The 18,501-nt window shown below is 69.3% G+C and carries 24 protein-coding genes and 1 pseudogene; 10 read left to right on the top strand and 15 right to left on the bottom strand.

Translation table 11 applies throughout. The features are described 5' to 3' along the window. Positions 1-44 precede the first annotated feature (44 nt). The 4 genes from AC1RRV_RS07900 to AC1RRV_RS07885 all read left to right on the top strand — a co-directional run bounded on the left by AC1RRV_RS07900 (position 45) and on the right by AC1RRV_RS07885 (position 4,846). A complete protein-coding gene (locus AC1RRV_RS07900) occupies positions 45-3,299 on the top strand; it encodes an intermembrane phospholipid transport protein YdbH family protein (RefSeq protein WP_492859045.1) in 3,255 nt (1,084 codons plus the stop codon). A 36-nt stretch (positions 3,300-3,335) separates the two neighbouring features. Next, positions 3,336-3,521, top strand: a complete 186-nt coding sequence (locus AC1RRV_RS07895) for a YnbE family lipoprotein (protein ID WP_492859044.1) — start codon at positions 3,336-3,338, stop codon at positions 3,519-3,521. Positions 3,522-3,534: 13 nt separating this feature from the next. After that, on the top strand, positions 3,535-3,888 hold the full coding sequence (locus tag AC1RRV_RS07890) for a YdbL family probable chaperone protein (RefSeq protein ID WP_492859043.1): 354 nt from the start codon (positions 3,535-3,537) through the stop codon (positions 3,886-3,888). Between the two features lie 79 nt (positions 3,889-3,967). Then, a complete protein-coding gene (locus tag AC1RRV_RS07885) occupies positions 3,968-4,846 on the top strand; it encodes an EamA family transporter (RefSeq protein ID WP_492859042.1) in 879 nt (292 codons plus the stop codon). A gap of 5 nt (positions 4,847-4,851) precedes the next feature. Here AC1RRV_RS07885 and AC1RRV_RS07880 read toward each other — a convergent pair. The 3 genes and pseudogenes from AC1RRV_RS07880 to AC1RRV_RS07870 all read right to left on the bottom strand — a co-directional run. After that, positions 4,852-4,959: pseudogene (locus AC1RRV_RS07880) on the bottom strand (hypothetical protein); the annotation flags it as partial. 14 nt (positions 4,960-4,973) lie between these two features. Continuing rightward, positions 4,974-5,765: a 3'(2'),5'-bisphosphate nucleotidase CysQ gene (gene cysQ / locus AC1RRV_RS07875; protein ID WP_492859041.1), complete on the bottom strand. Its 792-nt coding sequence runs from the start codon at positions 5,763-5,765 to the stop codon at positions 4,974-4,976. Beyond that, entirely contained in the window at positions 5,765-5,950 is a 186-nt protein-coding gene (locus AC1RRV_RS07870) for a DUF3553 domain-containing protein (RefSeq protein ID WP_492859040.1), read from the bottom strand. Before AC1RRV_RS07870 ends, cysQ begins: the two co-directional genes overlap by 1 nt. 66 nt (positions 5,951-6,016) lie before the next feature. Between AC1RRV_RS07870 and chpT the strand changes: the two genes are divergently transcribed. The 3 genes from chpT to AC1RRV_RS07855 all read left to right on the top strand — a co-directional run bounded on the left by chpT (position 6,017) and on the right by AC1RRV_RS07855 (position 7,983). Further along, positions 6,017-6,694 carry a histidine phosphotransferase ChpT gene (chpT, locus tag AC1RRV_RS07865; RefSeq protein ID WP_492859039.1) on the top strand — a complete coding sequence of 226 codons (678 nt, stop codon included), beginning with the start codon at positions 6,017-6,019 and terminating at the stop codon, positions 6,692-6,694. Between the two features lie 78 nt (positions 6,695-6,772). Further along, positions 6,773-7,150: a response regulator gene (locus AC1RRV_RS07860; protein ID WP_492859037.1), complete on the top strand. Its 378-nt coding sequence runs from the start codon at positions 6,773-6,775 to the stop codon at positions 7,148-7,150. Continuing rightward, the gene (locus AC1RRV_RS07855; protein WP_492859036.1) at positions 7,147-7,983 is read left to right on the top strand and encodes a CheR family methyltransferase; all 837 of its coding nucleotides are present in this window, start codon (positions 7,147-7,149) and stop codon (positions 7,981-7,983) included. The genes AC1RRV_RS07860 and AC1RRV_RS07855 overlap by 4 nt, the downstream gene beginning before the upstream one ends. Before the next feature lie 13 nt (positions 7,984-7,996). Here the strand turns inward: AC1RRV_RS07855 and AC1RRV_RS07850 are convergent, their stop codons facing one another. From AC1RRV_RS07850 to nepR, 5 genes are all read right to left on the bottom strand, one after another. Beyond that, positions 7,997-9,103, bottom strand: a complete 1,107-nt coding sequence (locus AC1RRV_RS07850) for a hypothetical protein (RefSeq protein ID WP_492859035.1) — start codon at positions 9,101-9,103, stop codon at positions 7,997-7,999. A 168-nt stretch (positions 9,104-9,271) separates the two neighbouring features. After that, positions 9,272-9,406 (bottom strand): entericidin A/B family lipoprotein, encoded by a 135-nt coding sequence (locus tag AC1RRV_RS07845; protein WP_492859034.1) that lies wholly within the window; start codon positions 9,404-9,406, stop codon positions 9,272-9,274. 81 nt (positions 9,407-9,487) lie between these two features. After that, entirely contained in the window at positions 9,488-11,182 is a 1,695-nt protein-coding gene (gene phyK, locus AC1RRV_RS07840) for a sensor histidine kinase PhyK (protein ID WP_492859033.1), read from the bottom strand. Continuing rightward, complete coding sequence (locus AC1RRV_RS07835; protein WP_492859032.1) at positions 11,179-11,784, bottom strand: sigma-70 family RNA polymerase sigma factor; 606 nt, start codon at positions 11,782-11,784, stop codon at positions 11,179-11,181. Before AC1RRV_RS07835 ends, phyK begins: the two co-directional genes overlap by 4 nt. A gap of 2 nt (positions 11,785-11,786) precedes the next feature. Further along, a complete protein-coding gene (gene nepR, locus AC1RRV_RS07830) occupies positions 11,787-11,972 on the bottom strand; it encodes an anti-sigma T factor NepR (RefSeq protein WP_492859237.1) in 186 nt (61 codons plus the stop codon). Between the two features lie 227 nt (positions 11,973-12,199). Between nepR and phyR the strand changes: the two genes are divergently transcribed. Beyond that, positions 12,200-13,003 carry an anti-anti sigma factor/receiver protein PhyR gene (gene phyR / locus AC1RRV_RS07825; RefSeq protein ID WP_492859031.1) on the top strand — a complete coding sequence of 268 codons (804 nt, stop codon included), beginning with the start codon at positions 12,200-12,202 and terminating at the stop codon, positions 13,001-13,003. 151 nt (positions 13,004-13,154) lie between these two features. Here phyR and AC1RRV_RS07820 read toward each other — a convergent pair whose 3' ends face one another. The 3 genes from AC1RRV_RS07820 to AC1RRV_RS07810 form a co-directional block, all read right to left on the bottom strand. Continuing rightward, complete coding sequence (locus AC1RRV_RS07820) at positions 13,155-13,403, bottom strand: hypothetical protein (protein ID WP_492859030.1); 249 nt, start codon at positions 13,401-13,403, stop codon at positions 13,155-13,157. 507 nt (positions 13,404-13,910) lie between these two features. Then, positions 13,911-14,372 (bottom strand): OmpA family protein, encoded by a 462-nt coding sequence (locus AC1RRV_RS07815; protein ID WP_492859029.1) that lies wholly within the window; start codon positions 14,370-14,372, stop codon positions 13,911-13,913. 89 nt (positions 14,373-14,461) lie between these two features. Continuing rightward, positions 14,462-14,803: a YMGG-like glycine zipper-containing protein gene (locus AC1RRV_RS07810; RefSeq protein ID WP_492859028.1), complete on the bottom strand. Its 342-nt coding sequence runs from the start codon at positions 14,801-14,803 to the stop codon at positions 14,462-14,464. 136 nt (positions 14,804-14,939) lie between these two features. Between AC1RRV_RS07810 and AC1RRV_RS07805 the strand changes: the two genes are divergently transcribed. Both AC1RRV_RS07805 and AC1RRV_RS07800 read left to right on the top strand, forming a co-directional pair. Continuing rightward, positions 14,940-15,797 (top strand): diacylglycerol/lipid kinase family protein, encoded by an 858-nt coding sequence (locus AC1RRV_RS07805; RefSeq protein ID WP_492859027.1) that lies wholly within the window; start codon positions 14,940-14,942, stop codon positions 15,795-15,797. 3 nt (positions 15,798-15,800) lie between these two features. Then, positions 15,801-16,589 carry a metallophosphoesterase family protein gene (locus AC1RRV_RS07800; RefSeq protein ID WP_492859026.1) on the top strand — a complete coding sequence of 263 codons (789 nt, stop codon included), beginning with the start codon at positions 15,801-15,803 and terminating at the stop codon, positions 16,587-16,589. A gap of 67 nt (positions 16,590-16,656) precedes the next feature. On the opposite strand, the gene AC1RRV_RS07795 is transcribed toward AC1RRV_RS07800, so the two are convergent. From AC1RRV_RS07795 to AC1RRV_RS07780, 4 genes are all read right to left on the bottom strand, one after another. After that, entirely contained in the window at positions 16,657-16,830 is a 174-nt protein-coding gene (locus AC1RRV_RS07795) for a DUF1328 domain-containing protein (RefSeq protein ID WP_492859025.1), read from the bottom strand. Positions 16,831-16,921: 91 nt separating this feature from the next. Beyond that, positions 16,922-17,539, bottom strand: coding sequence for a superoxide dismutase (locus AC1RRV_RS07790; RefSeq protein WP_492859024.1), 618 nt, complete (start codon positions 17,537-17,539; stop codon positions 16,922-16,924). Positions 17,540-17,759: 220 nt separating this feature from the next. Next, the gene (locus tag AC1RRV_RS07785) at positions 17,760-18,155 is read right to left on the bottom strand and encodes a hypothetical protein (RefSeq protein WP_492859023.1); all 396 of its coding nucleotides are present in this window, start codon (positions 18,153-18,155) and stop codon (positions 17,760-17,762) included. Then, positions 18,152-18,496 carry a hypothetical protein gene (locus tag AC1RRV_RS07780; protein WP_492859022.1) on the bottom strand — a complete coding sequence of 115 codons (345 nt, stop codon included), beginning with the start codon at positions 18,494-18,496 and terminating at the stop codon, positions 18,152-18,154. The genes AC1RRV_RS07785 and AC1RRV_RS07780 overlap by 4 nt, the downstream gene beginning before the upstream one ends. Positions 18,497-18,501: the final 5 nt, after the last annotated feature.

Here is an 18,501-nt window from a genome sequence, read left to right as displayed (position 1 = left end):
CTTGGCCGGGGGGCTTTAGTTAGGGAACTAGACTTCAGGACCTGATGGCCGAACCCTCGACCGACACCGCCACCTCGCAAGCGACCAAGTCCCCGGCCAAGCGCGCCTGGGGTCGTCGCGAACGGCTGGTCGATCTGGGCCTGGAGGCCCTGTCGCTGTCGATGCTCGCCTTCATCGCCACGGGCCTGGTCGTCTGGTCGGGCCGCCGCGAGATCAGCCGCGAACTGGCCGAGAGCTGGCTGCGCGACCACGGCATCGAGGCGGCCGTCGAACTCGACGATCTCGACTCCACCGGCTTCACCGGCAAGGTCCGCCTGGGCCCGCGCAACAGCCCCGTCTTCTCCGCCGACCGGCTGGAGGTCGCCTATGACCTGACCGCGCCCTGGAACGGCGAGGCCTTCGGCATCCAGACCAAGGCCGTGCGCCTGGTGCGGCCGCGCGTCATGGCCAGCGTCGACAAACAGGGCCGCCTGCATTTCGGCGCCCTGCAGCCGCTGATCGACGAGGCGCTGAAGTCACCGCGCAAACCCAATGTCCCCGGCCCCGCCATCCTGGTCGAGGACGCGCGGCTGGACCTCTCCACGCCCGGCGGCCGCGCCCGGATCACCGGCGACGCCAGTCTCGACGACGGCCAGCTGCTGCGCTTCGACGGCCGCCTAGCCCCGCTGCGCTACGCGGTCTCGAACCTGGCGATCGACGGCAGAGGCGCGACCGTCTCGGCCCGCAAGCGCGGCGACCGCCTGACCATCGACATCGCCCTGGCCATCGCCAGCCTGGACGCCGAGGCCGCCGACCTGACCGACGCCAGCGCCAAGCTGACCGCCGACCTGCCCTATCCCGATCTCGTCAAGCAGACCGCCAGCGGTCCGCTGGAGGCCCGGCTGTCCGTGCGGACCCACAGCGGCCGGCTGGGCGACGGCCAGGCCGAGGACATGGTCGGCGACCTCGCCGTCGCCGGCCGGATCGACGGCGGGCTTGAGACCTTCGCCTTCCTGGGCCGGTCGCGCGCCACCCTGCGCGGCGCCCGCCTGACCGCCCCGTCGCTGGACGCGCGCGACGCCAGCCTGGCGCTGGATCTGGTCCAAGTCTCGGCCGGTCGCTCGCAAGGCCGGATCACCGCGCGCGGTGCCGCCAAGGCCGAACTGCGGGCCCGCGAGGCCGTCGCCTCGGGAACCGCCCTGCGCGACCTGGCGGCCCGCGTCGGCTCGGACAATCTGGGGCTCGCCCTTGACGGCCAAGGCGTCACGGCCAGCGGGCCGCTGAGCATCGACGCGAGCGCCGCGCGGCTGGCCGGCGGGGCGCTGGCCCTGTCGTCGGCGCGGCTGAACGCCAAGGGTCGGATCGACCAAGGCCCGAACGGCCTGGCCCTGGCGCTGAACGGCTCGGCCGGGGGGCGCAGCGGCGTTTCCGGCCCCGACGCCGATCGCCTGGCGGCCCTCATTCCCAACCCCGCCTACGTCAAGCCGCTGTCGCAGGCGCTGCGGACCTTCGACCTGTCGCTGCCGGCGGTGGGCCTTGACCTGAAGGGCGGCCGCGCGCGGGTGACCCTCGCCAGGGAGGCTCGCCTCGCCGCGCCCAATGGGGTGGTGCTGACCGCCGCCGCGCCGAAAGGCCTGCTGCTGGACGCCGGCCCGGACGGCGCGCGTGGCGCGCTGCGGGTCGCCCTGTCCGGCGGCGGCCTGCCCGTCGTGAAAGCCACGGCGGCCGACTGGCGGATGGCCGGCGGGGTCGTGACCTCGCCGCTGTCCCTGGCGGTCGAGGGCTTCGACCTGCCGCCGATCGAAGGCGTCTCGGGCGCGATCGACGGACAGGCGCGGATCGCCGGCGGCCGCTTCACCCTGACCACCGCCAAGTGCGACCCTGTGACGGCCAAGACCTATGCCCTGGGCGAGAGCCCGGTGACCGACCTGAAGGCCTCGGTGTGCCCGGCCGGCGCGCCGCTGGTGACCGCCAGCGCCGGCGGCTGGAACGCGGCCCTGCGCTTCGAGGCCGGCGAGGGTTCGCTCGCGGTCGCCGAAGCGCGGCTGCAGAACATCAAGGGCGAGGCGACCTTCGGCGGCGTCCAGGGCTTCGAGCGCTCAACCGTGCGGGTCGACGGCGGGGCCGTGACCGACGCCGCGCCTGAGCGCCGCTTCAATACCATTCTCGCCAAGGGCGGCCTGACCCTGTCGGGCGGCCTTTGGAGCGGAACCTTCCGGGCCGCGACGCCGGTCGGCGAGCCGCTGGGCGAGATCCGCCTGCGCCACGTGGTGGCGACCGGCAAGGGCCAGGCCGATATCGACGCCTCGAAACTGGCCTTCGCCCCCGGCGGCTTGCAACCGGCCGAGCTGTCGCCGATGGCCGCCTTCGCCCGGGACGCCAAGGGCCCGGCCAGCTTCACCGGGGTGTTCGCGTGGGACGCCAAGGGCGCGACCAGCCGGGGCCGCCTGGTCGCGGACAGGATCGACTTCACCAGCCCGATCGGCTTCGTCGCCACCCTGGACGGCGCGGTCGAGTTCAACAGCCTCGCGCCCCTGACCACCGCCCCGGGGCAGACGATGAAGATCGTCAAGATCGACTCCCTGGTGCCGCTGACCGCGATCGAGTCGGTGTTCCAGCTGGGCGCCGAGGCGCTGCATGTCTCGAAGACCACCTTCGAGGCCGCCAAGGGCCGGATCTCGATCGAGCCGATCGACGTGCCCCTGGCCATGGACAAGACCATGAGCGGCGTCATCGTCATCGAACACCTGGACCTGGGCGAAGTGGTCGCCGCCTCGTCCCTGGCCGAGCGGGTCAAGATCGAGGCGGTCGTCGACGGCCGCCTGCCCTTCACCTTCGGCCCCGAGGGCCTGCGCTTCCAGGAGGGCCGTATCCACGCCATCCGGCCGGGTCGCATCGAGCTTTCGCGGGCGGTGCTGTCCAATGTCGCCGCCAGCCCGGCCGACGCCCCCGGCGCGCCGCCAGCCGCCCCGGCTCAGGTCAACGCCATCCAGGACTTCGCCTACCAGGCCATGGAAAACCTGGCCTTCGAACAGCTGGAAGCTGGCGTGAACAGCACCGACAAAGGCCGCCTAGGCGTCCTCTTCCACATCAAGGGCCAGCACGACCCGAAGGTCGCCGAAAAGGCCCGCGTCGGGATCCTGGACCTGCTGCGCGGCCGCGCCTTCGACAAGCGTATCGCCCTGCCGGCCAAGACGCCGGTCGACCTTACCCTCGACACGTCGCTGAACTTCGACGAGCTTCTGGCCGCATGGCGCCGCTCGTTCGCAGAGGAAGCCGCCGCAGCGACCCCGCCCCGTTCAGGTCCCGTTCAACCGTGACCGGCCAAACCTGATGACGAATTGGAGACCAGACGCATGAACAAGCGCGCCCTCTTGATGGCCCTAGTCGCGACGGGAGCGCTCGGCGCCGCCGCCTGCACGCCCACCGTCCGCGTGAAGGTCGACCCGATCAATATCTACGCCAAGCTGGACGCCGACGTGCGCGTGCGACTGGACAAGGAAGTCCAGACGCTGATCCAGCAGAACCCCAACCTCTTCTAGGAAAGGAACCGACATGATCCGCAAGACGATGACGGTTCTCGCGATGGGCCTGGCCCTCGCCGCCGCTTCCGCCCCCGCCATGGCCCAATCGGCCGCCGCCAAGGCCGCCGTGGACGCCGCCAAGGTGTCCGGCACAGTCGGCGAACAGGCCGACGGCTATCTGGGCATCGTGGCCGGCGGCGACGCCGGGCTGCGCTCGGCCGTGGCCGAGATCAACACCGGCCGCGCCGCCGCCTACAAGGACATCGCCGCCAAGACCGGCGCGACGCCCGAGGCCGCCGGCCAAGCCACCGCCAAGCAGCTCTACGCCCGCCTGGCCCCCGGCCAGTACTGGAAGCCGCTGGATGGCGGCTGGGTGAAGAAGTAACGACGTCTCGAAAATCCTCCCCCTAGCGGGGGAGGATCCAGGGTGGCGGCCTCCGCCCACGCCCCCTAAGTACGGAGCCATGTCCAGCTCCGTTTCCCGTCCGCATCTCCTGCCGTATGCGGCCCTGTTCGGGGCCATCGTCACGCTGTGCGTCGGCACCTCGTTCGCCAAGACGCTGTTCCCGCTGGTCGGGGCCCAGGGGGTCAGCGCCTATCGGGTCGGCTTCTCGGCCCTGATCCTGCTGGCTGTCTGGCGGCCCTGGAACCACCCGCTATCGCGCGCCGACCTCGGCAAGGTGGCGATGTACGGGGCGGTGATGGGGGTGATGAACCTCTGCTTCTACATGGCCATCCGCACCATCCCGCTGGGCCTGGCCATCGCCATCGAGTTCGTCGGACCGCTGGCCGTGGCCGTGGCCAGTTCGCGCAAGCTGATTCACTTCGTCTGGATCGGCCTGGCCGTGCTGGGCCTTGGCCTGCTGCTGCCCATCGATCCCATCGCCACGCGTCTCGACCCGGTCGGCGTCGGCTTCGCCTGCGTCGCGGCGGTGATGTGGGCGCTCTACATCATCCTGGGCAAGCGGGTCGGCCACCTGCATGCCGGCCGCTCCGTGGCCCTGGGGATGAGCACGGCGGCGCTGATCGTCGCGCCGATCGGCATCGCCTCGGCGGGCGTGGCGCTGTTTCAGCCGAAGCTGATCGTTCTGGGCCTAGTGGTGGCGGTGCTGTCCAGCGCCATTCCCTACTCGCTGGAGATGATCGCCCTGCGCGGCATCCCCAAGCGCAGCTTCGGCGTCATGTTGAGCGCCGAGCCGGCGGTCGGGGCGCTGGCCGGGCTGGTCATCCTGCACGAGCGGCTCGTGCTGACCCAATGGCTGGCCATCGCCGCCATCGTGGCGGCGTCCGTCGGGACGATCCTGACGACCCCGGCCGAGGCGGCGGTCGAGGATGTGCCTTAGATCAAAATCCTCCCCCTAGCGGGGGAGGTGTCGGCTCGACGAGACGACGGAGGGGGAAAAGCAGGCTTTGCAGCACTTCCCCCTCCGGCCTTCGGCCACCTCCCCCGCTGGGGGGAGGATTTGCAGCCTAGCCGCCGCGCGCCACGAACCAGCCGTTGCGGAAGCTCTGGTCGGCCTTGCCATAGGTGAAGGGCGAACCGTCGGGCTGGGTGAAGGTCCCGCCGGCCGCGACCAGCACGGCGTGGGCGGCGGCCGTGTCCCACTCCGACGTGGGGCCATGGCGCGGATAGATGTCGGCCGAGCCCTCGGCGATGCGGCACATCTTGATCGAGCTATCCATCGGCGCGCGTAGGTCGAAACCGTATTCGGCGGCCAGCTCGGCCGCCTTCTCCTCGCGCATGGTGTGACTGACCAGGCCCAGCGCCTTACCGGTCGGCCAGGCGCGGACGCTCACGGGAGCATCGACGCCGGTAGAGGTCGTACGCTTCAGCGCGCCGTCCGCCGTGGTGAACCACACCTCGCCCGTGGCCGGGGCGCAGACCGCGCCGGCGACCGGGACACCGTTCTCGATCAGGCCGATATTGACGGTGAAGTTGGGATCGCCCCGCACGAAGGCCTTGGTGCCGTCGACCGGGTCGACCAGGAAGAAGCGCGGCCCGATAGCTTCGGGCGTGCCGAACTCGCTGGCGTGCTCCTCGGAGATAACCGGTACGTCGGGAAAGATCTCGGCCAGGCGCTGAAGGATCAGGCGCTCGCCGGCGCGGTCGGCTTCGGTCACCGGGCTTTCGTCGGCCTTCTGGGCCACGGCCAGCTCGGTCTTCCAGAACGGCAGGATGACCACGGCGGCTTCTTCGGTGATCTTGGCGAGGGTCGAGCCCCAATCCGCGAGGTCCTTGGCGGCGAGATTTTCGGTGCTCATCATTGTCCCCGGGGGTCGTCGCCGACGTACACCAGCCGCACGCGCGTCGCGTCGATGGTCTGCTTGCCGGCCTCTTCGAAATTCACGGTCACACGGTGTCCGATAACGGATTGAACCTGTCCCAGGCCCCAATCGGGCTGGTCGGGATGGCGCACGAGGACGCCCGGCTCTAGAAACGGATCCATGACGGGCCCCCTGTAAACGGCTGCCGCAGTTTGCCAAAGCCTCAAATCACGCCAAAGTTCGCCGCCATGACCGACTCCGTCCCAGAGACCGCCCCTGCCGCGTCCCCCGAAACGGACGTCAACGGACCTGACTTCGCCGCCATGCTGGCCGCGCGCCTGTGTCATGACTTCATCAGTCCGGCCAGCGCCATCGTCTCGGGCCTGGATCTGCTGGACGATCCGTCCGCGCAGGACATGCGCGACGACGCCATGAGCCTGATCGCCTCGTCGGCCCGCAAGCTGGCGGATCTGCTGCAATTCACCCGCGTGGCCTTCGGCGCCTCGGCCTCGGCCGAGAACTTCGACTCCCGCGAGCTGGAAAAGCTGGCCCAGGGCGTCTTCGCCCACGTGCGCCCGACCCTGGACTGGCAGATCGAGTCCCAGGCGATGAACAAGCCGTCCTCGCGCGCCATCCTCAACATCGCCCAGATCGCCGCCAGCGCCTTGCCGGCCGGCGGCGTGGCCACGGTCAGGGGGACCCAAGCCGAGGGGCGTTTCTCGATCATCGCCGAGGCGATCGGTCCCCGCGCGCGTCTGCGCCCCGAGGTGCTTTCCGGCCTGAAGGGCGAACCCCTGGCCGAGGGCCTGGGCGGCCCGTGGGTGCAGGCCGCCTATCTGCACGCCCTGGTGCGCGCGGCCGGCGGCCAGGTCGCCGTCGAGGTGGGCGAGGAACGCATCAGCATCGCCGCGTGGGTTCCTGCCTAAAAACCGCGTTTTCCGTCGTCGGAACCGTGTTTCGGCAAACCGCTCCTTAACCAGAAGGCCCCATGGTGGCGGTCTGGATTGGAGCATGCCGTGAAGACCTGTCTGGTGGTCGACGACAGCCGGGTGATCCGCAAGGTCGCCCGCCGAGTCCTAGAGGACATCGGTTTCGAGATCGCCGAGGCCGCCGATGGCATGGAGGCTCTGGCGTGGTGTCGCGCGGCCATGCCTGACGCCGTGCTCCTCGACTGGAACATGCCGGTGATGAACGGCATCGAATTCCTCCGCCAACTGCGGGCCGAGCCCGGCGGCGACGCGCCCAAGGTCGTCTTCTGCACGGTCGAGAACAGCGCCGACCATATCCGCACGGCCCTGGAAGCGGGCGCGGACGAATACATCATGAAGCCGTTCGACGGCGACATCATCCAGGCGAAGTTCGCCGAGGCGGGATTGCTGTGACCCCCGAGGACATGGACCTGCTGGCGGCCCTGGGCCGCGCTCGCGCCGGCGTGCGGGTCGAGACCGAAAAGCCCTATTTGGTTGAAAGCCGTCTCTCGCCGCTGGCCAGGCGCGAGGGCTACGACTCGATCGAGGCCATGATCGCGGCCCTCCGCGCCAAGCGCGAGGAGCGCCTGATCTGGGCCGTGGTCGAGGCCCTGTGCCGCAGCGAAACCACCTTCTTCCGCGGACGCGAGACGTTCGCCGCCCTGCGCGACGAGGTCCTGCCGGCCCTGTCGCAGCGTCGCCGCGAGGCGCCGATCCGGATCTGGAGCGCGGCCTGCGCCACCGGCCAGGAAGTCTACTCCCTGGCCATCGCCGCCGCCGAGTCCAGCGCCCTGGCGACCGGCACGCGGTTCGAATTCTTCGGATCCGACCTCTCCGAGCGCTGCCTGGAGAAAGCCCAGGCCGGCCTCTACACCCAGTTCGAGGTCCAGCGCGGCCTGCCGATCCGGATGCTGATCAAGCACTTCGACAACCAGGACGACACCTGGGCCATCTCGCCCCGCATTCGGCAGATGGTGCGCTGGAAGCGGATCAACCTGCTGGCCGACCTGTCGGGCATGGGTCGCTTCGACATGATCCTGCTGCGTAACGTGCTGGGCAATATGGACGCTTCGCTGCGAGGCCGGGTCGTCCAGGCCTTGGTCAGCCTGCTGCCGGCCGATGGCGTGCTGGTGCTGGATCCCGAGGACGACGTGTCCGACTTCGAGGATGTCCTGGTCCCCGCGCCCGGCGCGAACGGGATCTACCTGCGCGACCCGTCCGTCCGCGCCGCCGCCGCCGCGGCATAGAGCCTGCCGGAAACTAGAGCGCGCTCTGGCGGGCGCGGGCTCTGGTGGGGGCACGGGTCACCGCCGCGCCACCCACCAGGCCGCCCAAGGCCTCACCCAGCTTGGTCATCGTCCCCACCGGCGCCGGCGTCACCGCCGCGAAGGCCGGCGCGAGCTTGCGGAACAGGATCGGCGGCGCGTCCGGCCCGACGATCGCCTGATGCAGGTCCATCAAGTCGACGACCTCGCGGGCGGCCTTGCGCCATTCCACCGGTGGGGCGACGCCGTGCAGGGCCGGCGTCCGACAGTCGCTGAAGTCAGGTCGAAGGCCGCAGCCGCGCTCGATCGCCGCCTCGATCTCACGGGCATAGGCCTGGTCGCGAGCCATCCGATCGACATCGACCACCAGGTCGGCTTCGGGCAGGGCCTTCAGGTACGAGCGCAGCCAGACCGCCAGGAAGGCCTGGAACGAGACGCTGGCCGGCGCGCGCTTCAGGTGACGGCGGACGATGGCGAGGCGTTCGGGCAAGGTCCCTTCGCCGCCGAACGCGTGGCCGAGGATCGCGCGCGAGATGTCGGCGCACCCGGCCATCTCCGACAGCAGCACATAGTGGCAGAGCTCGAAATAGGTCGGCCGAGGGCGGCGGCGCAACGAATAGAACGACAGCCACTGCTGTACCGGGTCGCGGACCAGCATCACGTGGAAGCCGCCGAACCGGCGCTTCAGCCAGCCTACCCGGCCCAGGGTGCGGCAACAGGCGAAGATCGGCCGCTCGCCGCGCGTCCGCGCCGCATCGACCAGGCCTTCCAGATAGGCCTGCTGGGCCAGATCGCTGGCTTCCGGCTCGATCCAGAACCGGTCGAGGGCGAAACCGGCGTCGAAGTTCCGCAACCCGCCCGCCGGGTCCAGCACGACCTCGAACTCCTGGAGATAGGGCGTGGCCCCGCCCGGGTGGCGAAGGCCGCTATTTTCGGGGGTCTCGACGCCGATCGTCTCGGCGGTCAGGCGCGCGAGCTGCTCATGCCAGGGCTCGTAATAGGCGCGCACGGCCGGCAGGGCGCGAAACCGGCTCCAGACATAGGTGCTGGAGCAGCGCCAGCCGCTGTGGACGAAGACGGTGGTGTTCTCGGATGACGGCACGCGCCCCTGACCCCTCAAGGAAGGGTTCAACTTGGCGCATCTGTTTTTCAGCCCGATATCGTCCGGACGCCCCTAGGTTGCAGCGGCGAAACAAGTTGTCGGACCCCGCAATGAGAAAAGCCCGCCAGCGGAACTGGCGGGCTTTTCAAATACCTAGGTCGGACGTGGTTACTTCACGTCCTTGGCGGTTTCGGTCACCGCCTTGCCGGCCGACGAGACGTCCTTGCCGGCGCCTTCGACGGTGTTGCAGGCCGCGACCGACAGACTGGCGGCCAGGGCCGCGAGAATCATGAGTTTACGCATTGTCATCTCCGCAATTCGCCCCGAGGGATGGAGAGGAGGGGGCGTGTGAATGGTTGCCCCGAGGAAACGTGAGCTTCGCAGCTAGGTTCCGGCGGCGGTGACCTGCGGGGTCGGGAAGATCAGGCGCACCGTCAGGCCGCGTGGTTCCTGGCTCTCGAACGAGACCTTGCCGCGCAGCTGGCGAGCGAAGGCTGTCATCAAGGTGCGGCCGACCCCGCCGCCCACGCTGTCGGCCGCGCCGGGCCCGTCGTCGCTGATCGACAGCTCGGCCTCTTCGCCCCGCACATGGAAACCGACGCTGAGTGTCCCGCCACCCGGCCCGAAGGCGTGCTTCTGAGCGTTGGTGATGGCCTCGACGGCGAACAGGGCGATGGGCGCCAGACGGTCCGGGTCTATGACCAGCGGATCGGCGTGGACCTCGGTGCGCACCAGGCCCAGATGGCTCATGTCATTGGCCAGCAACTGAGCGGTGAGCTCCTCGAGGAACGGCCGCAGGTCGACGCGCTTCAGGTCCGGCCCCTGGTAGAGGGCCCGGTAGATCTGGGCCAGGGCGGTGATGCGCTGACGCGTGTCGTTCATCGCCGCCTTGGCCGCCGGATCGGCCAGGGCCCGCTGCTGCATGTTCAGCAGCGAGGTGATGATCTGCAGGTTGTTCTTCACCCGGTGATGGATCTCGCGCATCAGCGCGTCCTTCTCGGCCAGGCTGTCCATCAGCGAGGCGTCGCGGGTGACGATGGCCCCGGCCATGGCGTCGAGGGTGGCGGCCAGCTCGCGGATCTCGGGCGGCGCGCGTTCGGCTTGCAGGGGGCGAACGGTGAAGCGCCCACGGGCATAGATCGCCGCGACCCGTTGCAGATAGACGATCCAGCGAATCACCCCGCGCTCGGCCGCGTACCACACCGCCGCCAGGCCCAGCATGAAGGCCAGCAACGGCATCAGCAGGCGCGAGATCGGATTGATCGAGGCCCAGGACACCAGCCCCGGGGCGGGGGCCGAGAGAATGACGAAAACATTGTCGTCGACCAGGGGCGCGGCGGAATAGTTGCGGGCGCGGCTTTCGAGGTCCCGCCCGTTCCACAGGGCCGAACCGCTCTTGGTCGCGCGGGCCCGCCAGCCGCTCGGCGGAGGCCCGAACGCCTTGGGATCGGTCGCGGCGAAGACCCGGCCGTGCGAATCGGCCAGGGCGACCTCCGCGCCGTCGGGCATGAAGCGGCTGGTCGTGCTCACCTTGAGATCCGCCAGGGTGAGGACGGCGGCCATCGCGCCCTGGAAGTCGTCCGGCGTGCCCGCGCGGACAGCGGCGAGCACCGCGGGCTCGTTGGCGTAGACCGCGCCTGGATCGGCGGCCACGACCATCTCGGCGCCGTCGCGCAGGGTCTGGAACCATTGCCGGCCGCCGCGCTGGTTGTCGTAGGGGGTCGTGGCGGCGGCGCAGGCCACACGGCCACGCCCGTCGAAGCGGATCAGGTTGGCGTAGCCGGGTAGACGCGCGCGGACGTCGGCCAGGCGCTGGGCGCACTCCAGCCCGACCGAGCCGGGACCCAGGGTCTGCAGCAGCACGCCGGCCGCCTCGATGCGGGCCCGGGCGATGTCGGCGCTGCGCCCGGCCGCGAGCTCAAGGCTCTGGCGGCGCGAATCGGCCTCCGCCCGGAAGGCGAAGACGGACTGCATCCCGCCGAGGATCAGCACAGGCAGAAGGGCCACGCACAGGGCGATGGCCAGGCGGACGCGGATTGAGTTGACGGCCTGCGCGGCGCGGCCGGCTATAGCGTTCACCGTAGCGAGCTCAGCCGCTCCGCGTCGGCCAGGATCGCGTGCATGGCGTCACCCGCCGATCCGCCGTCCCGGTCATAGGCCCCTGCTTCAAGGATGGCTTGCAACGCCCGGCGAGCGCGGCTGACCCGGCTCTTCACCGTGCCGACGGCGCAGCCGCAGATATCCGCCGCCTCCTCGTAGGCGAAGCCGCCGGCCCCGACCAGGATCAGGGCTTCGCGCTGCTCGGCCGGCAACATGGCCAAGCCCAGGCGCAGTTCGTCGAGGGCGACGGGCGCCTCTGGATCGTCGACCGCGACCAGGGTCCGCTCGGCGGCTTCCTGGTCAAGCTGGCTCTGGCGCCAGCTGCGACGCTTCTCGGAATAGAACTGGTTGCGCAGGATCATGAAGGTCCAGGCCTTCATGTTGGTGCCCAGCTGAAAGCTGGCGCGCGCGTCCCAGGCCTTCATCATGGCGTCCTGGGCCAGGTCGTCGGCGGCCGTCGGATCGCCGGTCAGGGTTCGGGCGAAAGCGCGCAGATGCGGGATCAGCGTGACCAGTTCGCGTTTGAAGATATTGTCGCGAGCGGGATCCGGCGGAGAGCGGCCAACTTGCTCTTGGCTCATGCTCAGCGACCTCCCTTCGGAGGCTCGGCTTTTCGAAGGATGTCGAGGAACTCGTCCGGCACCGGCTCGTTCACGACCTCGTCGAACATCTGCCGCAGCTTCACGCCAATCGCCTGCTGACGCAGGCGTGCTTCGTCGAGCGCCGCGGCGCTTTTGCGTTTATCTTCCATGGGTACGTGTTCGATCATGTCCTCGACACCGAAGTGCATCGGCGTCCGCCCCCTTTGGCCGAATGTCTTTTCGCCAGACGACAACGTGGTTTTCCGTACCCGGTTCCATAAGCTTGGGCGTAAGATGTCAAAATTCCGTCTTTCACGGAACCGCTCAGTTGAGGGCACGTTATCGAACTTCGACGGAACGGCGTAGCTTCGCCTTGCGTTAGTAGTTTTTCGAAGACACCGCATCGGGAGGGGTCATGAGTCTTCTAGCTCGGCTGGCGCCGCATCTACCCTACATTCGTCGCTACGCTCGCGCTCTTACCGGCGACCAGTCGACCGGCGACCATTATGTCCGCGTGGCCCTGGAAGCCCTGGCGGCGGGCGAACGCTCGCTGGACGGGGACCTGTCACCGCGCGTGGCGCTGTATCGCGTATTCCATGCCATCTGGCTCAGCTCCGGCGCCCAGCTGGAAGCGCGCCGCGACGACGGCGTCACCGCCGGCGACGACGCCGCCCAGCGCCTGATGCGCATCGCGCCCCGCTCGCGCCAAGCCTTCCTGCTGACCGCCCTCGAGGGCTTCACCCCTACCGAGGCGGCCCAGATCCTGGATTGCGACTTCGGCGAGGTGGAACGCCTGATCTCCGACGCCCAGGCCGAGATCGACGCCGAACTGGCCACCGACGTCCTGATCATCGAGGACGAGCCGGTCATCGCCGCCGACATCGAGGCCCTGGTCCGCGAACTGGGCCATGACGTCACCGACATCGCCGCCACCCGTGGCGAGGCCCTCGAGGCCGTCAGCCGTCGCACGCCCGGTCTCGTCCTGGCCGACATCCAGCTGGCCGACGGCTCGTCAGGCATCGACGCGGTCAAGGACATCCTGGGTCGGATGGACGTGCCGGTGATCTTCATCACCGCCTTCCCCGAGCGCCTGCTGACTGGCGAGCGCCCGGAACCGACCTTCCTGATCACCAAGCCCTTCCAGCCGGAAACGGTGAAGGCGGCGATCGGCCAGGCGCTGTTCTTCCATCCCCGACGGAACCGCACCAAGGCGGCCTAGCGTTTACTCCCGAGACTATCCCATCCCACGAGACGGCCTCCCTTCGGGGAGGTCGTTTTCGTTTGGGCGTCCCAGATCCGCCCAATCCCCCACGAAAAAGGGCGGCCTCCACCCGGAAGGCCGCCCTCGATACGTGGACTCCACGACGACGCTAGGGTGTCTGACGCGCCGGAGTTTGTTGGGTGTCGTAGCGCTGAGCCTCGGCGGGCGTCTTGGCGCCATTGTTGACCTCGACCGAAGCCAGGTCATTGGCGCGGAACGTCCAGGCGCCGAACAGCGCCATGGCCGCCAGCACCGTCGAGATGATGAGCACCCAGAACACGTGCCGGCCCCAGCGACCCTGACGGGCCCGCGTCGCGTTCAGCCGTGGCGCGGCGTGATGATGAATGTCGGCGGGCATGTGTCCTACCTCCTGTCGCTTGAGCCCCTATGGGGCCCAGGTGTTTGACGCGTACGCCCGCTCTTGGACGGTGCGATCGTTGAATGCCTGCACCATCCCGGCGGAGGCGGCGATCGCCGCGATCACGGCCAGGGCCGTGATCCTCGTGCGCATCCTCTTTTGACGCCGCGTGGGCGCCGAAACGAAAACCATACCGCCATGCTGGGCTTGATAAGTCCGGATCACGACGCTGCTCCCCTGCCCCGGCGGCTCCCTGACCGCCTGGATTCTCAACGCGGGGCGAGCGCGGCTGTTCCCTGGGCGTGCGTCCGGCGGCTGTAAATCGCGTGCAAAAAAAATCGCGCGGGGCGGGAACCCATCGCGCGACTTGTCGTTTTCATCTTTGCGAAGGCGGCGACGCCCCCCCGACTTGAGGCTGGCGATAGCCAGCCTGCCGCCTTCGCACCCCCCTTTGTTGATGCGAACTCTGGCGGACCGGGCTTTCCGGCCCGCCTTTCTTCTGTGGGCTCAGCGCGCTTCCAGGTCGAACAGCACATCGGCCCGACGGCGCAGCGGCGCGGCCGCGCCCGAGGCCGAAACAGCGCCGGCGTCGCCGACCGCGGCCATGTCGATCTCCACCTTGCCGAAGCCGACCTTGGCCAAGGCCGAGCTGACGGTCTCGGCGCGCCGCTTGGACAGCACCAGATTGGCTTCAGAGGCCCCCACGGCGTCGGCGAGGCCGACCACACGAACGGACTTCACCACACAGCCCTTCGCCTGCCCTTGGGCGCTGGACAGGATCATCCGCGCTTCCTTGGTCAGGGCGGCGCTGTCCTGCTCGAAATAGACCGAGGACTGGAAGTCGGCGCAGGCGAGCGGCGCCGCCGCGACCGGCTTGCGCACCGTGCGCCAGGGCCCCTGCGTCTCCGCGCACCCCGCCAGGGCCAGGATCGCTCCCCCCAGGAAGATGATCTTCGTCGTCGTCTTCATACGAACCCTCCGTCTCGAACCGCGAACACAAGAAAAGGCGACCGGCCAGGCCGATCGCCTTTGCTGGGGCGCCGTCGCCTTTCCGCCAATCAGCGGGGAGCGCCGTCTTCCCAATAGTAGCGACCGCTGCGGGAGTCGTAATAGTAGTACCGACCCGCGCGCTCGTCATAGTACTGGCGCCGATTGACCGAGGTCGAGCCGCAACCGCCATCCTCGCGGCAGCCCTTGATGGCGCCGGCGGTGCCGCCGATGGCCGCGCCGATCGCCGCGCCGGTCCCAGCGCTGCCGCTGCCGACGTTGTTGCCGATCACCGCGCCCGCGATGGCGCCCAAGGCCGCGCCGCCGGCGGCGTTGCGTTCAACATTGCCGGTCGAGGTGCACGCCGCGGCGAGCACACCCACGCCCATCAGGGCGATCATGGTCGTCTTCATCTTGGCTCTCCGTTCCGAGCTTCCTGTCCCCGTGCTCCAGCAAACGGTCGCCAAGGTCAGCGGTTCCGTTTCCAAGCGGAACCATAGGCCCGGGGGAGCCGTTGCCTCGACTGATTTTCACGAGAGGCGGGGACGCGTGAAGCGTATCGATATCGTCGCCAACATCGCCTCCGGATCCGTCGGTCCGGACGCCCCGGCGATCGCCGAGCGACTGCTGGCCGAGCACGGCGTGTCCGGCGTCGTCCATGCGCCGGAGCCCGGCGAGCTGGTCGACTGCCTGCGCGCCGTGATTGACGGCGCTCCGGACGCGGTGCTGGTGTTGGCCGGCGACGGCACGGCGCGGGCGGCCGCGGAGATGGCCGGGCCAGACGGCCCGCTGATCGCGCCGCTGCCCGGCGGCACCATGAACATGCTGCCCCGCGCCCTCTATGGCGATCGCGACTGGCAGACGGCCATGAAGGCCTGCCTGGAGGGGGGCGAGGCCAGAACGATTTCCGGCGGCGAGGTCGGCGGCCGGCTGTTCTTCGTCGCCGCCATCCTGGGCAGCCCGGCGCTGTGGGCCACCGCCCGCGAGGCGGCCCGCGACGGCCGCTTCGACATCGCGGTCGCCCGCGCCCGGCGGGCCATGCGGCGCGCCTTCTCGGGCCGCCTCCGCTTCAGCCTGGACGGCCGCCCAGAGGGTAAGACCGAGGCCTTGACCCTGATGTGCCCGCTCGTCTCCACCGCGCTCGACGCCGAGGAACGGGCCCTAGAGGCCGCCGCCCTCGACCCGTCCAGCGCTCTCGATGTCTTTCGCCTGGGCTTCAACGCCGCGCGGGGACAGTGGCGTGAGGACCCGTCCGTTGATGTCGGCCGCTGCCGCGTCGGCAAGGTGCGCGCCCGGGGGCGCATCCCGGCGATCTTCGACGGCGAACCCGCGCGGCTCGACCCGGAGGTGACGATCCGTTTCCGACCCAAGGCCTTCCGCGCCCTGGTCCCGCCCGATCAGGACTGAACCATGAAGCTGGTCCAGGTCTCCGACATCCATTTCGGCGGCGAGAACAAGGAAGCCATCGAGGCCGTCACGGCCTGGATCAACGCGGCCCGGCCCGACCTGGTGGTCGCCGCTGGCGACCTGACCCTGGACGGCAAGGTCGCCGAGTTCGACGCCGCCGCCGCCTGGTTCAAGCGCTTGCCCGATCCGATGATCGTCGTCCCGGGCAATCACGACACGCCCTTCGTGGGGCCGAGCGAGCTGCTCGAGCGCTTCACCCGGCCCTGGCGCCGGTTCACGAACCGCTTCGGCGAGGAGGACGGCGCGGCCTGGCGGGCGCCGGGGATCACGGTCAGCTCCTTCAACAGCGCCCGCGCCGCCCAGGTCCGCTGGAATTGGTCGAAGGGCGCGGTGTCGCGGCGGCAGATCCGGCGCGTTGTCACCGAGCTGCGCGCCGCGCCGGCTGGCGATCTCAAGGTCGTGGTTTGCCACCACCCGCTGATGGAAATCCTGGGCGGGCCGATGACGGCCAAGGTCCATGGCGGGGTCGACGCGGCCAATCGCTTCGTCCGGGCCGGGGCCGACGTCATCCTGTCGGGCCATATCCATCTGCCCTTCGTCACCGCCATTCCGTTCGGCGACGGCAAGACCCAGGCGGTGGGCTCCGGAACCCTGTCCCTGCGCGAGCGGGGCGCGGCGCCGGGCTTCAACGTGATCGAGGTCGAGCCGGGCTGCGTGCGGGTGGCGGCCATGGCCTATGAGCGCGGGCGGTTCGACGTCTGGCGCACCTGGGCTTTCGACCGGCGGGGCTGAATCCTGGCGCTGAAACGAAAACGGCGCGACCGAAGCCGCGCCGTTGGCTCGCTTCCTTCGTCCCGTCCTAAGAGGCGTTGCCGCTCCGGAAAAGGTAGCGAACCAGCGAAATCAGGAACAGGACGGCGAAGACGTAGAAGACGATCTTGGCGATCCCGATCGCCGCCCCGGCCAGGGTGGTGAACCCCAAGACGGCGGCGATCAGGGCGATCACCAGGAAGATCACGGCCCAATTCAGCATTGGCGTCTCCGGTTGGCCCGGCCCAAGCCGGGTGGCGCCCCGTCAGGGACAACGCACCCCGATCGCCGGGCGTTCCGGAAACGTGTCTTGCCTATTCCGGCGCCGGATAGGCCCAGCCTTGGCCGCCCGACTTGGCCGCGGCGTACTGGCTGTCGGCCAGGGTCCAGTTGATCACGTTGTCGAAGACGGCTTCCAGGAAGCCCTTCCGAAGGTTCTGGTAGTCCAGATAGTAGGCGTGCTCCCAGACGTCGGCGACCAGCAGGGCCGTCAGGTCCTGGGTGACCGGGCTCTCGGCGTCGTGGGTCGAAATGATCTTCAGGGCGCCCGAGGCGTCCGAGACCAGCCACACCCAGCCCGAGCCGAAGTGGCCGATGCCTTCGGCGACGAACTTTTCCTTCAGGGCGTCCAGGCCGCCGAAGGTCGACTCGATCGCGGCGGCCAGATCGGCGCTTGGCGCGGTCTTGGTGGGCGAGAGGCCATCCCAGAAGAAGGCGTGGTTCCAGGCCTGGGCGGCGTTGTTGAACACCTTGCCCGGACCGGCGCCCTTGATCACCGCTTCCAGCGAACCCTTGTTGTCGCCGTTCAGCAGGCCGTTCAGGGCCGTGACATAGGCGGCGTGGTGCTTGTCGTGGTGGAAGCGCAGGGTATTGGCGGAGATCGTCGGCTCCAGCGCGTCGTACGCGTAGGGCAGGTCCGGCAGCTTGTACATGTTCACTCCATGGAAGGCGTTCCCGTGGAGGGGAGGAGGGGAACGCGCACGGGAAGGGATCTAGAGCGCGCGGACCGAAAGCGTAAGCGCTTTCCAGGGGTCCAGGCGCTCAACTTTAGTTGAGAAATTCCCTTTGAAACTTGGGGTTTCCAGGAAATCTGGAAATGCAAAACGCCGCCGAGCAGGCTCGACGGCGTCCGGCGACTTCAATAACGCGCGATCAGCGTTGTGGTGGCTTCGGATCGAGGAAGGCCTTGGCCACGGCCGCGGTTAAGGTCGGGTTCTTCAGGGCGAAGATCCCGGCGGCTAGGCCGATGCCGATCGACATGATCGGCCGGTCGCGGACGATCTCCACGAGCCGGCTAGTGATGTCGACGCTGCCCTGCGGCGGCGCCTGGTGCGAGCGATGGCCCTCGACCTTGCGCGCGGCGATCATACCGGCGATCGCCACGATCAAGGCGGCGACGGCGGCGACGATGGCGGCCGCGCCAGCCGGCGTGACCAACGGGACCAGCACGGCATAGATCGCGAAGGCGGCGGAGACGACGCTGACGGCAGCCGCGGCGGCGATCGCCGCCGCCGCCGCGAGCGTCATGAGGGTCTTTTCGAAAATCACCGGTTGTTGCTACGGCCGCCGGCGAGCAGGAGCCCGATCAGCACGCCGACGCCGAGACCGGCGAGGGTGGCGGTGATCGGACGTTCACGCACGCGCTCGGAGACATAGCGCTGGGCGTCTTCCAGCTGCTGGCCAGCGGTGTCGGAATAGGCGCGGCTCTGGGCGCGCAGGGTCTCGAAGCCCTCGGTCACCGACTTCTCGACGCGCTTGGCCGCCTCGGTCAGCTGGGCGCGCGCCACGTCAGCCGCTTGCGCGAAGCTGCGTTCGGCGTGCTCGACGGCTTCCAGGGTAGCGCTCTTGGCCTTGTCGGCTTCCTTGGCGGCGGGGGAACTGGCGGGCATGGTCT

The organism is Caulobacter sp. GW821-FHT11E10, from assembly GCF_058808375.1.
Note: the sequence above shows the minus strand (reverse complement) of the source record. Positions and strands in the feature narration are given on the sequence as shown.